Annotated in this window: 10 protein-coding genes; 8 read left to right on the plus strand and 2 right to left on the minus strand. The window is 63.3% G+C overall.

The window, feature by feature from the left end; translation table 11 throughout:
• Nucleotides 1-56 precede the first annotated feature (56 nt).
• The 5 genes from DK366_RS00215 (at nucleotide 57) to DK366_RS00235 (ending at nucleotide 7907) form a co-directional block, all read left to right on the plus strand.
• Nucleotides 57-1235 (plus strand): alpha/beta hydrolase, encoded by a 1179-nt coding sequence (locus DK366_RS00215; protein WP_232820855.1) that lies wholly within the window; start codon nucleotides 57-59, stop codon nucleotides 1233-1235.
• A 241-nt stretch (nucleotides 1236-1476) separates the two neighbouring features.
• The gene (locus DK366_RS00220; protein WP_198651368.1) at nucleotides 1477-4917 is read left to right on the plus strand and encodes a response regulator; all 3441 of its coding nucleotides are present in this window, start codon (nucleotides 1477-1479) and stop codon (nucleotides 4915-4917) included.
• 14 nt (nucleotides 4918-4931) lie between these two features.
• Nucleotides 4932-5756 (plus strand): CheR family methyltransferase, encoded by an 825-nt coding sequence (locus DK366_RS00225; protein ID WP_109123509.1) that lies wholly within the window; start codon nucleotides 4932-4934, stop codon nucleotides 5754-5756.
• Nucleotides 5753-6325: a chemotaxis protein CheB gene (locus DK366_RS00230; protein ID WP_109123510.1), complete on the plus strand. Its 573-nt coding sequence runs from the start codon at nucleotides 5753-5755 to the stop codon at nucleotides 6323-6325. The genes DK366_RS00225 and DK366_RS00230 overlap by 4 nt, the downstream gene beginning before the upstream one ends.
• A gap of 16 nt (nucleotides 6326-6341) precedes the next feature.
• Nucleotides 6342-7907 carry a response regulator gene (locus tag DK366_RS00235; protein ID WP_109123511.1) on the plus strand — a complete coding sequence of 522 codons (1566 nt, stop codon included), beginning with the start codon at nucleotides 6342-6344 and terminating at the stop codon, nucleotides 7905-7907.
• A 54-nt stretch (nucleotides 7908-7961) separates the two neighbouring features.
• Here the strand turns inward: DK366_RS00235 and DK366_RS00240 are convergent, their stop codons facing one another.
• Nucleotides 7962-8114: a DUF3309 family protein gene (locus tag DK366_RS00240; RefSeq protein ID WP_109123512.1), complete on the minus strand. Its 153-nt coding sequence runs from the start codon at nucleotides 8112-8114 to the stop codon at nucleotides 7962-7964.
• A gap of 238 nt (nucleotides 8115-8352) precedes the next feature.
• Complete coding sequence (locus tag DK366_RS00245; protein ID WP_109123513.1) at nucleotides 8353-8841, minus strand: hypothetical protein; 489 nt, start codon at nucleotides 8839-8841, stop codon at nucleotides 8353-8355.
• A 294-nt stretch (nucleotides 8842-9135) separates the two neighbouring features.
• Here DK366_RS00245 and DK366_RS00250 point away from each other — a divergent pair, with 294 nt between their 5' ends.
• The 3 genes from DK366_RS00250 to DK366_RS00260 all read left to right on the plus strand — a co-directional run bounded on the left by DK366_RS00250 (nucleotide 9136) and on the right by DK366_RS00260 (nucleotide 15856).
• Entirely contained in the window at nucleotides 9136-10149 is a 1014-nt protein-coding gene (locus tag DK366_RS00250) for a LacI family DNA-binding transcriptional regulator (protein ID WP_109123514.1), read from the plus strand.
• A gap of 495 nt (nucleotides 10150-10644) precedes the next feature.
• A complete protein-coding gene (locus DK366_RS00255) occupies nucleotides 10645-13062 on the plus strand; it encodes a glycoside hydrolase family 3 protein (RefSeq protein WP_232820872.1) in 2418 nt (805 codons plus the stop codon).
• Nucleotides 13063-13414: 352 nt separating this feature from the next.
• Nucleotides 13415-15856 carry a TonB-dependent receptor gene (locus tag DK366_RS00260; RefSeq protein WP_109123516.1) on the plus strand — a complete coding sequence of 814 codons (2442 nt, stop codon included), beginning with the start codon at nucleotides 13415-13417 and terminating at the stop codon, nucleotides 15854-15856.
• The last annotated feature ends 158 nt before the right edge of the window (nucleotides 15857-16014 follow it).

Genomic DNA, 16014 nt, shown 5'->3' on the forward strand with positions numbered 1-16014 from the left:
AATCACCCGCCGAAGCTGAGGGGCTTCGCGGGCATACACCAGCCAGGAGAGCTGCCTTGACTATCTTGCGTGCATCCATGTTCGTTACGTTGCTTCTCGCCGTCGGGTTCCAGGCCGACCGCGTGCGCGCCGACGATGCACCCGCCAAGCCCGCCGCTGCCGCGACGGACAAGTCGATGATCGCGCGCGACGAAGTGCGCCGCATCCTCGACAGCAACCGCATGATCATCACGCCGCAAGGCATCGACGAGAAGATCAAGCTGCACATCAACGGCATCGATCAGTGGATCTCCGTGCGCGGCAAGGACCGCCGCAATCCCATCCTGTTGTTCCTGCATGGCGGCCCGGCCTCGCCGGCCATGCCGGAGGCATACACCTTCCAGACGCCATGGGAGGATTACTTCACCGTCGTGCAATGGGACCAGCGCGGCGCGGGCAAGACCTATCGCGCCAACACCGAGCAGGCGATGGAGCCGGGCATGAGCGTGGCCGGCATGACGGACGATGCCGCGCAGGTGGCGCAGTACCTGCGCGAGCACTTCCACAAGCAGAAGATCTTCCTGCTGGGTCATTCGTGGGGAAGCATCCTCGGCGTGGAGCTGGCGCAGAAGCATCCGGATTGGTTCTACGCGTACATCTCGGTGGGCCAGGTGGTGAATGGTCGTCGTAATGAAGCCGTGGGCTACAACTTCGCGCTGAGCCAGGCGAAAGCCGAACACAACACGCAGGCCATCGCCGAGCTGGAAGCCATCGCGCCGTATCCGGGCAATGCGCCGTTGACGCCCGAGCGCGTCGGCGTGCGCAGCAAGTGGGAGATGTACTACGGCGGCCTTGCGTGGGGCCGCAAGGACTTCCAGTTCGACGGCGACGCGATGCATCTTTCGCCGGATTACGACCAGGGCGACCTGGAAGCCATCGACAAGGGCAGCCTGTACTCGCTCAACCATCTGCTCGGCGCGCTGGTGACGACCGACTTCGACCACGTCACGCACTTCGGCTGCCCTGTGCTTGTCTACGTCGGCGCTCACGACTACACCACGCCGTACGAGGTGGCTGAAAAGTGGTTCGGCGATATCCAGGCGCCGTCGAAGCGGCTGGTGGTCTTCGCCGATTCCGCGCACATGATGATGCAGGAGCAGCCGGGTCGATTCCTGGTGCACCTGGTGAACGACGCACTGCCGCTGGCGCAGAAGGTGGGTGACGCGGCGCCGGCCGAGGTCACGCGCGACCCGTGAACCGGGTGGCTGCCGGGTACAGGTTCGCCTGCACCCGGTCGGCCAGGGCCGCGGCTTCGCGGCCTTTTTTGTGCACGAAATTTTCACAGCGGGGTCCGGGAAGCCGGCTTGATGTCGATCTAACTATTTGACGGGACGACTAATTTTCCCTGTCCGGGGGTGTGAAAAAGGGTGACTGGTCACTGAGACGGATCTTGCTGCTAACTTGCCGCCATTTGACCGGCAACCCGTCACGGACCCCATGAGCCCACAACACCCGAGTTCCGGTGCCTTCCGCCTGCAGGGCATGGATAAACGAACGTCGTTCGCCCTGCTTTCGGTGATTGTCTTCTTCGTGGTCAGCGGTTTCGTGGCGTACCAGAACGTCCGCACGATTCGCGATGACAACCAGAAGGTCATCCAGTCGCAGGAAACCGTCACGGCGCTCAACGAGATCCTGTCCAGCGTGCAGGATGCGGAAACCGGCCAGCGCGGCTTTCTGCTTACCGGCAACGAGCGATACCTGGAACCGTATCGCGCGGCGCTGGCGAGCATTCCGGCGCGCGTGGACACCATCCGTACCTTGACGCGCGACAACCCGCGCCAACAGCAGCGACTCAAGGAACTGTCCGGCCGACTGGACGACAAGCTCGCCGAACTCAAGGACACCATCGAACTGCGACGGTCACGCGGGCTTGAGGCAGCGCTGGCCGTGGTGAATACCGACCGCGGCAAGGCGGGCATGGATGCCATCCGCACGCAGCTGGGCCACATGCAGGACGACGAATTCGACCTGCGCGAAAAGCGCGTGGCCGAGATGTCGACGGCTTACGGCAGCGCCATCACCAGCGGCATCCTGAGTGGCCTGCTGGGCGTGGCCCTCACCATTTTCGTGAGCATCCTGATCCGCAATGCGTCGCGTGCACGCCAACGGGATGCGTGGCTGCAGAAGGGGCAACTCGAACTCGCCGCCGTCATGTCCGGCGATCAGGACACCGGGCCGCTGGGTGCGAACATACTGTCCTTCCTGGCGCGCTTTCTCGATGCGCAGGCAGGGGCGATCTTCGTCAACACCGCGAATTTCTACGAACGCATCGGCACGTATGGTGTGCCCGCCGAGCACGGCATGATCGAACGTTTTTTGCCGAGCGAAGGATTGCTCGGCCAGGCGGCGGCCGAGAAGCGCATGCTGGTGGTGCAGGACGTGCCGGACGGCTATTTGCTTGTGGGCTCCGCACTGGGACACGACAAGCCGCGCCACCTTGTGCTGTCGCCAAGCGTTGCCGATGGCGAAGTAAAGGGTGTGCTGGAGCTCGGCTTCTTTCGCGCCGTGGACGCAGACACTCTCGCGTTTCTGGAACAGAGTGCCGATGCCATCGGCATGGCGCTGCGCTCGGCCACCTATCGCGCCGAGTTGAGTCGTTTGCTCGAGGAAACGCAGCGCCAGTCCGACTCGCTGCAAGTGCAGGGCGAAGAACTGCGTGTGTCCAACGAAGAGCTGGAAGAGCAGAGCCGCGCGCTGCGCGAGTCGCAGTACCAGCTTGAGCAGCAGCAGGTGGAGCTGGAGCAGACCAACGCGAACCTGGAAGAACAGGCGCAGCAGCTGGAAACCCAGCGCGACGAACTGAGTCGTGCCAATCGCGAGATCGAAGCCAAGGCCGGCGAGGTGCTGCGCGCCAGCCGCTACAAGTCGGATTTCCTTGCCAACATGTCGCACGAGCTGCGCACGCCGCTCAACTCCGCACTGATCCTCTCCAAGCTGCTGGCGGACAATCCGCATGGCAATCTCAGCGAGGAACAGGTGAAGTTTGCCCGCACCATTCACTCCTCGGGCAACGACCTGCTGACACTGATCAACGACATTCTCGATCTGTCCAAGATCGAGGCAGGCCACATCGAGATTCACGCAGAACCGATGCCCATCGAGCGTCTGCTCAAGGATCTGATGCCGCAGTTCCAGCCCGTCGCCGAACAGAAAGGCCTGACCTTCGACGTGTCGATGTCGCCCGAATGCCCGGCGATGATCGAGAGCGATCGCCAGCGCATCGAGCAGGTCATCCGTAACCTGTTGTCGAACGCTTTCAAGTTCACCGAACGCGGCGGCGTGAAGCTCGACGTGTTTGCCGACAAGCACGACAACGTGGTGTTTGCCGTCACCGATACCGGCATCGGCATCGCGCCCGATCAGCAGAAGAAAATCTTCGATGCGTTCCAGCAGGCCGATGGCACCATCAGCCGCAAGTACGGTGGCACGGGTTTGGGCCTGTCGATTTCGCTCGAACTGTCGCGCCTGCTTGGCGGCAGCATTGGCGTGGAAAGCACGCTGGATCAGGGCAGCACGTTCACTTTCACCTTGCCACGCAAGGCCGTTGCGGTGCCGCCGGCCGCGCCGCCGCTCGCACCGCGTCCAGCCATCGCCATGCCGGTGGTTGCAGCGCCCCCTGCCGCACCGGTCAACATCGAGACGATATCGGCACCCAAGGTGGCCGACGATCGCGCGAACACGACCGATCACCGTCGCGCCATCCTGGTCATCGAGGATGACGAAGCCTTCGCGCAGATCCTGCGTGACCTCGCCCACGAAATGGACTTCCGCTGTCTGGTGGCCACGAGCGCGCAGGAAGCGTTGGGGCTGGCAAGGCAGCACGTGCCGCAAGCCATCGTGCTGGACATCGGCCTGCCCGACCAGTCGGGCTTGTCGGTGCTCGACATCCTCAAGCGCGATATCCGCACGCGCCACATCCCGATCCACGTGGTGTCAGCCGCCGACCACTCGCATGCCGCGCTCTCCATGGGCGCGATGGGTTACATGCTGAAGCCGGTGAAGAAGCAGCAACTCACCGAAGTGCTGGGCAAACTCGAGGCCAAGCTCGCGCAGAACGTGCGCCGCGTGCTGGTGGTCGAGGACGACGACGTGCAGCGCGACGCCATTCGCCAGCTGCTCGCGTCGGCCGATGTGGAGACGGTGGGCGCGGGCACGGCGGCCGAATGCCTGGAATGCCTGAAAGAGCAGACCTTCGACTGCATGGTGCTGGACCTGTCGCTGCCCGATGCCTCCGGTTTTACGCTGCTGCAGACACTGAGCGGTGAGGGTGCCTATGCGTTCCCGCCGGTCATCGTCTACACCGGTCACGATATTTCGCCGGCGGAAGAAGAGCGGCTGCGTGCCTATTCGCACTCCATCATCATCAAGGGTGCGAAGTCGCCGGAGCGCCTGCTGGACGAAGTGACGCTGTTCCTGCATCAGGTAGTCACCGATCTGCCGCCGGAGCAGCAGAAGATGATCCAGGAAGCCCAGCACCGCGACGCCGTGCTGGAAGGCCGTCGCATCCTCATCGTCGAAGACGACGTGCGCAACGTCTACGCGCTGATGAACATTCTTGAGCCGAGGGGCTGCGTGCTCACCATTGCGCGCAACGGCCAGGAAGCCATCGATGCCTTGAATGCAGCCAGCACATCGGCGGGCAAACCCATCGACCTGGTGCTGATGGACGTGATGATGCCCGTGATGGATGGCCTTACCGCCACGCGCGCGATACGCGATGACGCGCGCTGGAAGCGGTTGCCCATCATCACGCTCACCGCCAAGGCCATGCCGGACGACCAGGAAATCTGCCTGCAGGCGGGTGCGAGCGACTACATGGCCAAACCGCTGGACGTGGACAAGCTGGTCTCGCTTGTGCGCGTGTGGCTGGCGCGATAAGGCAGGGAGGCCACGTGACCGACAAGATCGAAGAGCTGGAGATCACCTTGCTGCTGGAGGCGCTTTACCAGCGCTTCCACTACGACTTCCGCAGCTATTCGAAGGCGTCGATCAAGCGGCGGTTGCGTCAGCTGCGGGAGCGGCTGGGCTATCGCAATTTCTCCGCCATGCTCGAAGGCCTGCTGCACGATGCGGCGATCTTTCCGCAGGTGATCAGCTACCTGACGGTGCAGGTGAGCGAGATGTTCCGCGACCCATCGTACTTCCGCGCGCTGCGCGAGCACGTGGTGCCGCACCTGCGCACGTATCCGTCGCTGAAGGTGTGGATCGCCGGCTGCAGCAGTGGCGAGGAGTTCTATTCGCTCGCCATCCTTTTCCGCGAGGAAGGGTTGGAGCAGAAGACGATGTTCTACGCGACGGACATCAATCCCGGCGCGCTGGAAGCGGCGTCGGCGGGCGTCTACAACCTCGATCGCATTCGTGGTTTTACGGAGAACCACCAGCAATCCGGTGGCCGCTCGTCGCTGTCCGACTACTACACCACGGCCTACGGCAAGGCGTCGTTCGATCGTACGCTGCGCGACCGCGTGGTCTTTTCCGACCACAGCCTGGTCACCGATGCCGTCTTCGGTGAGATGCACCTGATTTCCTGTCGCAACGTGCTCATCTATTTCGATAGCGCGTTGCAGGACCGCACGCTGAAACTCTTCAGCGATTCGCTGATCCGCAAGGGTTTCCTGGGGCTGGGCTCCAAGGAAAGCCTGCGTTTTTCCAGCGAATCCGGTTCCTTCCTCGATTACGTGCAGGGCGAACGGATCTACCAGAAGCGCGACCTATGACGACCACGGCGCACATCAAGGCGGTGGTGATGGGCGGCTCAGCCGGCTCCATCGCGTCGCTCATCACCATCGTGAGGGAGCTGCCTGCGGCCTTCGAACCCTCGGTATTCCTGACCGTGCACGTGCCGCCGAGCGAGAAGCGGAACGTATTGGTGGATGTGCTTCGCTCCCACTGCGACATCGCCATTGGCGAAGCGGAAGACAAGCAACCCATCCAGCCCGGCACGCTTTATGTCGCGCCCTCGGATTATCACTTGCTGGTGGAAAGCAGCGGCGTGTTGTCGCTGTCGTCGGACGAGCCGGTGCTGTTTTCGCGTCCCTCCATCGACGTCTTGTTTGAAAGCGCGGCCGATGCCTATGGCGAGGCGCTGGTGGGCATCGTGTTGTCGGGTGCCAGTTCCGATGGCGCTCACGGCTCACGTGCGATCCAGGATGCAGGCGGCGCCGTGATGGTCGAAGACCCGCTGTCGGCCTACGCATCGGTGATGCCGCTGGCGACATTGAACGCCTGCCCGGGAGCCCGCGTGGGATCGCCGGGGCAGATCGCAACCTACCTCAAGCACTTGTAGACAAGCAGGCATCGACATGGAACCGGTTTACTTCCTCTTGGTGGATGACCTCGACGACAACCTCACGTCGCTGGAAGCATTGCTGCGACGCGAAGGGCTCGTGCTGCTCAAGGCACGCTCCGGCGAAGAAGCGCTGGAGCTGATGCTGGTGCACGATATTGCACTGGGCCTGCTCGACGTGCAGATGCCGGGCATGGACGGCTTCGAGCTGGCCGAACTGATGCGCGGCAACGAGCGTACGCGCCATGTGCCGATCATTTTTCTCACGGCGAGTGCATCGGACAACCATCGCAAGTTTCGTGGCTACGAAGCAGGAGCGGTCGACTTCATCCAGAAGCCGATTGAGTGGGACATCCTGCGCAGCAAGGCCAATGTGTTCTTCGAGCTGCATCGGCAACGCCAGCAGATTGCCGCGCAACGCGACAAGCTGGAGGCACTCGCCGAAACGCTTACCCGTTCGGATCGCTACAAGGACCAGTTCCTGGCCATCCTTGCGCATGAGCTGCGCAATCCGCTGACGCCGCTGCGCATGGGGCTGGACGTGTTGAACGGCCAGCCATCAACCGATCGAGCGAAGCAGATCCATGACGTGATGAATCGCCAGCTGGTGCATCTGGTGCGACTGGTCGACGACCTGCTCGATGTGTCGCGCATCAGTCAAGGAAAGATCGTGCTGAAGCGCGAGAAGGTGCACATGGCCGACATCGTTCAGTCGGCGGTGGAAGCCAGCCGTCCACTGATCGACAACGGCAAGCACGAGTTGAACATTCGCGTGGCGGAACAGCCGCTATGGGTGAACGGCGACAAGACGCGCCTCGCACAGGTGCTGGGCAACCTGCTCAACAACGCGGCGAAGTACACCCCGGCGGGCGGCGTGATTTCGCTGGATGCGCATCAGGAAGGGCAGGACGTCGTCATCTCCGTGGCCGACAACGGCATGGGCATTCCCCACGCCATGCAGTCGACCATCTTCGACATGTTCACGCAGGTAGGTGAGCATCTTGCGCGCGCGCAAGGTGGCCTGGGCATTGGCCTGGCGCTGGTCAAGCAACTGGTGTCGATGCACGAAGGCACGATCACGGTGAAAAGCGACGGTACCAACCAGGGCAGCACGTTTACCGCGCGGCTGCCCTTGCTTGCCGCGGAGCGCAAGGAAACCGGATTGGAGGAGCGCACGGCGGGTGGCCACACGGGCCCACGGCTCAAGGTGCTCGTGGTGGACGACAACGTCGACGTGGCCGAAACCATTGGCTGGTTGCTCGGCGAAATGGGCCACGAATACCGCGTGGTTCACGACGGCAGCAAGGCACGCGATACCGCACGCGAGTTTGCGCCCGACGCGGTGTTGCTGGATATCGGCATGCCGACCATGGACGGCTATGCGGTGTGTCGCGCATTTCGGCAGGATGCCGACCTCAAGGACCTCACCATCATCGCGCAGTCGGGTTGGGGGCAGGAGCACGACAAGGCGCAGACCGCACAGGCGGGGTTCGATCATCACCTGGTGAAGCCGATTGGCTACGGTGATCTTGAGCGCGTGCTGTCATCGGCGTTCAAGGCAGGACGCGTCGGCGTGGCGTAATGCGCATGCCGGCAGCGCGGACATCATCTGCGCTGCCGGCATCGTTCCACGCGTTTAGATGCGCCCCAGCAACAGCAGGATCAGCAGGATCAGCAGCACCAGGCCCAGGCCACCGCTGGGGTAATAGCCCCAGCCGCGGCTGTACGGCCACGAGGGCAGTGCACCGATGACGAGCACGAGCACGATGATCAGCAGGATGAGCGACATGGCGATTCCCTCGTCTGGCTTCCGTAGTGGCGCGGGCCGGGCATCCGGTCCGAAGGCGATGTGTGTTTCGCCCTGAAGCCTGCGGAGCGAGGGATAACGGACGTGTCAAAAGTGCACACGCAAAACGTGTAGGAAGCTGCACCGTTTGGAGTGCGCTAAGCAACGACGCGGCGTATGGTGCGCGCCGCGTCGTTGATCACATGCCGGTTTGGCCGTCCATTTGACGGATGGCCGTGCATCAGGCGATGGCACGCACCCGGAACGACCTGGTGGTGCGGATGGCCAGCACCACGAACACCACAAGCACGACCAGCTGCGATGCGCCGAACAGCTTTTTCTGCAGGTCAGGCGGCAACGCAGCCAGCGCCGGCACCTTGGCGAAGATCTGCGCCACCAGTACGAACATCAGGAAGTACTCGCTGATGACGATTCCCAGCGGAAACTGCGCGGTCCAGAATCCCGAGCGGCCGATGGAACGGCGCGCCGCGAGCGTCCACGCCAGCACTACCAGCGCGACGATGCCCACGCCGATGGCGGGCGTGAAACCGTGGAAGGGAAAGAAGAAGCCCGTGACGCTGGTGAGGATCGCGGTGACCAGAAAGGCGCTGAGGGCGCCCGACCGTACGCGTCCCACCATCAGGTCGCGGATGGCCCAGAAGCCGACGACGATGGCGACAAGGCTGAGTAGTGTGTGGAAAGCGGTGAACCAGGCGAGAGGCGTGCTCATGAATGCGCTCCTTGGTGGTGTCGCAGGAACTAACGCAGCACGGCAGGCGATGGCATGTGGCATCGCGGCGCCGTGTCCGGTGGCAAAGCATTCGCTACAAGGTGACCCGGTCCCCCGACCGGATGGCTGGCCCCTGGACCAGCCTTGGCCACTATGCGCCCGGGATCGCGCCGCCCTCAACCCACGAAAGGGTAAAAGCCGAGCGGCGGCAGAAACGTGCCATCGCCGGTTCTTGTAAACGCAAGGGCGCCAAGGGCATATTGACCAGGCAGCAGGTCGTCGTTGGGAGAAGTCATGCGGGTCCGCCTCGAAGATGTAGCACGTGCGACGGGTGTCTCGCCCAAAACGGTTTCCCGCGTCCTCAACGAAGAATCCTCGGTCAAGGAATCCACCCGCCAGAAGGTGCTGGCGGCCATGGAATCCATGAACTACCGCCCCAGTCCCGCGGCGCGCGGGCTGGCCGGCAGCCGGTCCTTCCTGGTGGCCATGCTGTACGACAACAACGACAACCCCGCGTCGACCTATCTGGCTGAAGTGCAGGACGGCGTGCTCGACGCGTGCGATGCACATCGCTACAGCATGATGGCCTGTCCGCTGCGCATGCGCGGGCAGGACTTCATCCGGCGCGTGGATGCGCTGGTATTCGATCACCACATCGACGGCGTGATCATGACGCCGCCGCTCACCGACTACGCGCCGCTGCTCCAGCGCCTGAAGGAACACGGCGTACCGTATTCCAGCATTTCGCCCGTGCAACGGGACAGTTCCATCGGCGTGTGCATGGACGAACAGCAGGCGGCCAAGGCGCTGGTGATGCAGCTGGTGGAACTGGGGCATCGCCGCATTGCCCACATCCTGGGAATCGCCAATCACGGTGCAAGCCGCTGGCGCATGGCCGGCTACAAGGACGCGCTGGCGGCGGCGGGCATTCCGTTCGATGCGCAGTATGTGGTGCAGGGCGAATTCTCGTTTGGTTCCGGCGTACTCGCCGCGCGCGAACTGTTTGCCTTGCCCGAACTGCCCACCGCGATCTTCGCGGCGAACGACGACATGGCCGCCGGTGTGATGTGGGCGGCCAACGAACGCGGATTGAAAGTACCGCGCGATCTTTCCGTCTGCGGCTTCGATGACACGCCGCTGGCCACACAGCTGTGGCCGCCACTCACCACCGTGCGCCAGCCCAGTCGCGAGATGGGCAAGCTGGCCGCGTTGCAGCTCATGGAGCTGTTGCGCGGCCGCGGCCCGGGCTTGCTGGTGCAGGTGCCATACGCGTTGCAGATGCGCGAATCGACGGCGCGGGCGCCGTAGGTTTTTTCGGGGCGTTTTGTTTTCGGCCGGGGATTTGGCGCCGGCACCAAGCTTCATGACACGCCGCGCCGCAACGGTATCCGATGACCTCCGTTACCCCTCTCCGTCATTCCCGCGAAGGCGGGAATCCAGTGCCTTTCGCCCAACACCGAAGGCGCTAGATCCCCGCCTTCGCGGGGATGACGGTGAGGAAATGATTGGCCTTACGGGCCAATGGGCTAGCGAATAATTTTCATAAGTAACTAATTTTACGACAAAATATCCAGCGTCTCTCGTCCCCGCGAGTGCTTTCCCCCTCTGCTGCGACGCAAATTGACAGCGCTGACATTTCTGTCAGTCTCCCCACCGACCGACTCCGAGGGGGAGCCGGCCCCCTGTCTGATGGAGAGAGCCGTGCTGGCTTGCGTTCGTCGTTTGCGTGGTGTTCCCGCGGTTCTTGCCGTTGCCCTGGCCTGCGCATGTGCAGGCGTCGCGTTCGCCGACGATGCGTCGACCGTGCACCCGGATGCGTGGCCGCGCGCTACCTGGCCGTTTCCGAAAGACGCAGCGCTCGAACAGCGCGTATCGGCGCTGATGGCGAAGATGACGGTGGAGGAAAAAGTCGGGCAGCTCGTGCAGGCGGACATCCTCAGCGTGACGCCTGACGACGTGCGCAAGTACCGTCTCGGCGGCATTCTCGCAGGCGGCAACTCCAAGCCCGGCGGCAAGGTCACGGCCACCGTGGATCAGTGGAAGGCCACATCCGAAGCGTTCTATCGCGCGGCGATGGATACGAGTGGCGGTCATCAGGCGATTCCGTTGCTGTTCGGCATCGACGCCGTGCACGGCCACAACAATGTCGTGGGTGCCACGCTGTTCCCGCAGAATTCGGCGCTCGGCAACGCGCATGATCCGGAACTGATTCGCGAGATCGGCGAAGCCACGGCCGCCGAAGTGCGCGCCACCGGCATCAACTGGAGTTTCGCGCCCACGCTTGCCGTGCCGCAGGACGTGCGCTGGGGTCGTTCCTACGAGGGCTATTCGCAGGACCCTGCCATCGTGGCGCAGTACGCCACCGCGATGGTAGAAGGCCTGCAGGGCAAGGTCGGCACGCCGCAGTTCCTCGATGGCTCGCATGTGCTCGCCTCCGCCAAGCATTTCGTGGGTGATGGTGGCACGAAGAACGGCAAGGACCAGGGCGATGCGCAGATCAGCGAAGCCACCTTGCGCGACATCCACGCAGCAGGCTATCCGCCGGCCATCGACGCGGGCGTGCAAACCATCATGGCGTCGTTCTCCAGCTGGAACGGCACCAAGATGTCGGGCAACAAGGCGTTGATCACCGACGTGCTCAAGCAGCGCATGGATTTCCAGGGCCTCGTCGTCGGCGACTGGAATTCGCACGGCCAGGTGCCCGGTTGCAGCAACGACGATTGCCCCGCGTCGTACAACGCTGGCCTGGACGTGCTGATGGCGCCCGACAGCTGGCGCGGCCTCTACGAACATACGCTCGCCGAAGTGAAGTCCGGCGTGATTCCGATGACGCGGCTCGACGATGCCGTGGCGCGCATCCTGCGCGTGAAGTTCCGCGCGGGCCTGTTCGAGAGTGGTGCGCCTTCCACGCAATCCATCGTGCAGCACGCCAGCGAGGTGATCGGCAGCCCGGCGCATCGTGCCGTGGCGCGGCGCGCGGTGCGCGAATCGCTGGTGCTGCTGAAGAACAACGGCGGCCTGCTTCCGCTCGATCCGCGCAAGCACATCCTGGTGGCGGGCGAGAGCGCCGACAATATTTCCCGCCAGAGCGGCGGCTGGACGCTCAACTGGCAGGGCACGGGCCTGAAGAACGAAAACTTCCCCGGTGCGCAGTCCATCGGTGCAGGCATCGCGGAACAGGTGAAAGCGGCTGGCGGCAGCGCCGAGATCGATGCGGACGGCCATTTCACGCAGAAGCCGGACGTCGCCGTGGTGGTGTTCGGCGAAGATCCGTATGCGGAATTCCAGGGCGATATTCCCAACCTGATGTTCCGTCCCGGCGACGATCACGATCTGGAGTTGCTCCGTCACCTGCATGCGCAAGGCATTCCGGTGGTGGCGGTATTCCTGAGCGGTCGGGTGTTGTGGATGAATCGCGAGATCAACGCTGCCGATGCGTTCGTCGCTGCGTGGCTGCCGGGCAGCGAAGGCGGCGGTGTGGCCGACGTGCTGCTGCGCAAGCGCGATGGCAGCATCGCCAACGACTTTCACGGCAAGCTTGCTTACGCGTGGCCGAGTTCGGCGGTGGAGGGGCAGGGCAAGCCGCAGTTCGCGCTGGGATACGGCCTGACCTACAGCGATCGCGTGTCGCTGCCGAAGCTGTCTGAAGTCTCGGGCATCAGTGGCGAGCAAGTACCGGTCGGCAATTATCTCGATCGCGGCAAGGCCGTGCACGGCTACACGTTCACGCTGGTCGATGCGCAGGGTGCGGCGATGGCAGGCGACGTGTCGCCGGCCACCACGCCCGACGGCAGCCTCCACATGGTGGCGCTCGACTACAAGGCGCAGGAAGACGCGCGACGTTTCACCTGGCAGTCGAACAAGGCGCAGCTGTCGATTCGCGCACGCACGCCGCTCGATCTTGATCGCGAAACCAACGGCGACGTGCTGCTGGTGACCACGCTGCGCGTCAATGCGCTGCCGACGCAGGATGTCTGGGTTGGCATGGGCTGCGGCGCGAACTGCCAGGGCCACGTCGCACTGGGCAAGGCCTTGTCGAAGGTCGCGCCGGGCCAGTGGACACGCATCGGCGTGTCGCTGAAATGCTTCCGCGCTGCCGGTGCGGACATGCATCACATCGAGCAGCCGTTCGCGTGGGGCGCGGGCAGTGGAACGGACATCGCGATTTCACGCGTTGCCTTGGGCACGGATGTCGATCAAGCGGTCGATTGCCCTCATTGATGTCGGCATTCGAAAGCTTGTGCGGCAGGAAAACCCGGCATGGATGGCCGGCGATCAGCAAGGGTAGGTCAGTGGTAACGGGCAATGGACGGCTGGAAGTCTGTTTGCTCTTGCATCAAAAACATCCGTGAAGGCGATCGTCACGGAGGCGCAAAGCAAGCTGCAGCAAGGGGTTCAAGGGGAGTTTTTACTTGCTGCCGCGCGTCAAGCTTCTGCCGGGCAACCGGTCTATGATCGCCATGACAGCGCTGTCATACAGACGAATGACAGCGCTGTCATCGGGGAGCGTCAGATTCAGTCACCGTCGAGGGCGGTGACATACAACAATCCGATTGAATTGAGGGGAAGCCAAATGAAGTTGCGCTATTCGGCGTTGTACGTCGCCATGTCCCTGGTGCTTGCGCCGGGCCTGGTGCTGGCCGCAGATCAGGATGCAGCGCCGCAGAGCGCGCCTTCGCAGAACACTGCGCCGCCGGCGGACAAGAAAGTTAAGCAGCTCGATGCCATTTCGGTGACCGCGACCAAGCGCGAGACACCGCTGCAGAAAACGCCCGTGGCGGTGAGTGCCATCACGCCTGACACGCTCGACAAGGAGCGCGTCATGACGGTGCAGGATCTCACCAAGCTCGTGCCGGGCCTGCAGGGCACCAGCGAAGGCGACCACGGCGTGGTCACGCTGACCTTGCGCGGCATTGGCAACGACAGCGCGAAAACCGAGTACGCCGATCCGGAAGTGGCCACCTTCGTCGACGGCGTCTATGCGCCGCGCGCGGAAGCCGCGTCGGGCCTGCTGCTGGACATGGATGGCGTGGAAGTGCTGCGCGGTCCGCAGGGCACGCTGTGGGGTCGCAACTCCACCGCGGGCGCCATCAGCTTTCAGACGGCCAAACCGGACATCGGTGCCGGCTTCTACGGCAACGCGCAGGTGGAAGCGGGCAACTACAACCAGATGGGCGCACGTGCCGCGTTCAACATGCCCATCAGCGATACGTTCGCGATGCGCGTGGCGGTGGTGCACGAGCAGCACGACGGCTATGTGGATTACCAGAACCCGTCGAGCGAACTGCCCAGCGTGGCCGAGCAGCAGCAGGCCTACCTGGCCTCGCCCGCCTCGGGCGGTTCGCTGGCCAATTTCAAGCCGATCGACCCCAGCCAGTACGTGCAGGGTGGCAAGAAGTACAACTCGCAGGATCAGTCCGCCGCACGCGTGAGCGCGTTGTGGCAGCCCAGCGATTCGTTCAAGTGGAACCTGTCGTACGAGTATTTCCTCGATCGCGGCACGCCGGACCTCAGCCTGATGCAGACGCCGCGCCAGGGCCAGGATTTCTGGTCCGCGCTGATCGACACCGCGCCGTACCTGGACCGCACGTCCAAGACGTTGCGCAGCCGCATGGACTGGGAGATCAATGACGGCATGGAGCTGAGCTACATCGCCGGCTACAACCGCTATTCCGGCAAGAGCGATTTCGACCAGGACGTGGGCGTCGCCGTGCCAACCAGCTTCACCACGGGCGGCGTGTACCAGGACGACCGCACCAACTACTCCAACTATGAAAGCTGGAGCCAGGAAGTCGATCTTCGTTCCAAGGGCCAGCAGACGTTCGACTGGATCGTTGGTGCGTACTACGGCTACGAAGACAACAACATCCGCTTCGACATTCCCATCATGAACGGCACCAAGTACGGTTCCGTGAACTGGCAGGGCTCCTTCATCCAGCCGAAGGAAACCGTGGAGTCGTATGCGCTGTTCGGCCAGACCACGTGGCACATCAGCGACCACTGGCGCCTGACCGGCGGTGCGCGCTGGTCGCACGACGACAAGGAAAACAAGGGCGGCATCAACTGGGGCTGGGATTACGATCCCACGGTGCCGCAGCTGCCAATCTCGCCGGGCGTGTATCCGGACCCGTCCAACGGCTTCACCATCTCGCAGGAAAACAGCGCCAAGTACAGCAAGAGCAAGCCGACCTGGTTGCTGCGCGTGGATACCGACGTAGGCTCCAACGGCCTGCTCTACGCCAGCGTGTCGACCGGCTACAAGTCGGGCGGTACGCAGGACGCGGGCACGCTGTACAAGCCCGAGACGCTGACCAACTATGAAATCGGCAGCAAGTTCACCTTCCTTGATGGCCACATGACGTGGAACTCGGCCATCTATTACGAAGACTTCAAGAACTTCCAGCTGTCCGCGCCCATCGTCTATCCGGACGGCAACCACGGCCTGGGCTTCTCCAACGTGGGTGGCACGACCGAAGTGTTCGGTATCGAGTCGGAGCTTGCGTACCAGCAGACGGACGACCGGGCCAGCCTGATCTTCTCGGCCATCCCGAAGAAGAAGCTTGGCACGCTGATCTATGCCGGCTCCAACGACTACCAGGGCCTGCCTGCATGCCCGCCGGCATCGAACCTCGCCAACTGCATGAACGTCACCGGCAACGACCTGCCGCACGCGCCCAACGTATCGCTCACCGCGATCTACGAGCACGATTTCCACCTGGGCAACGGTGGCCGCCTCACGCCGCGCATCAGCGCGCAGTACCAGAGCACGCAGTGGCTCAGCTACTTCAATCTCGGCGCGGGCGACCAACAGAAGGCGTACACGCGTGGTGATCTGTCGCTGCGCTACACCGAGCCGGGCGACAAGTGGTGGGTGAACGCATACGTGCAGAACATCTCCGACGGCAAGATCCGCACCAGCGCGGCGCGCTTCCTGATGCCGGACGGTTCGCTCGAGTACGTGTCGCAGTACCTCGCTCCGCGCACGTATGGCGTGCAAGTGGGCGTGTGGTTCTGATCGGATGCAGGCGGCGTCCCCATGATCGTCGCGCCGCTCACGTTTTGCCGTTCTGCAGGCGGTGCTCCGGGGAGCATCGCCGATCCTCCCCTTGAATGGCGTTTTTGCCGGGTCCGCGTGGGGCGGCCCGGCAGTTCTTTCATGCAATCATTCGCGAT

The organism is Dyella sp. C11 (genome assembly GCF_003121485.1).
Lineage (GTDB): Bacteria > Pseudomonadota > Gammaproteobacteria > Xanthomonadales > Rhodanobacteraceae > Dyella.

Excerpts from the sequence above, each read along its gene's own strand:
- DK366_RS00220 (WP_198651368.1), top strand. The coding sequence starts at position 1,477 with ATGAGCCCACAACACCCGAGTTCCGGTGCCTTCCGCCTGCAGGGCATG.
- DK366_RS00230 (WP_109123510.1), top strand. The coding sequence starts at position 5,753 with ATGACGACCACGGCGCACATCAAGGCGGTGGTGATGGGCGGCTCAGCC.
- DK366_RS00235 (WP_109123511.1), top strand. The coding sequence starts at position 6,342 with ATGGAACCGGTTTACTTCCTCTTGGTGGATGACCTCGACGACAACCTC.
- DK366_RS00240 (WP_109123512.1), bottom strand. The coding sequence starts at position 8,114 with ATGTCGCTCATCCTGCTGATCATCGTGCTCGTGCTCGTCATCGGTGCA.
- DK366_RS00245 (WP_109123513.1), bottom strand. The coding sequence starts at position 8,841 with ATGAGCACGCCTCTCGCCTGGTTCACCGCTTTCCACACACTACTCAGC.
- DK366_RS00250 (WP_109123514.1), top strand. The coding sequence starts at position 9,136 with ATGCGGGTCCGCCTCGAAGATGTAGCACGTGCGACGGGTGTCTCGCCC.
- DK366_RS00260 (WP_109123516.1), top strand. The coding sequence starts at position 13,415 with ATGAAGTTGCGCTATTCGGCGTTGTACGTCGCCATGTCCCTGGTGCTT.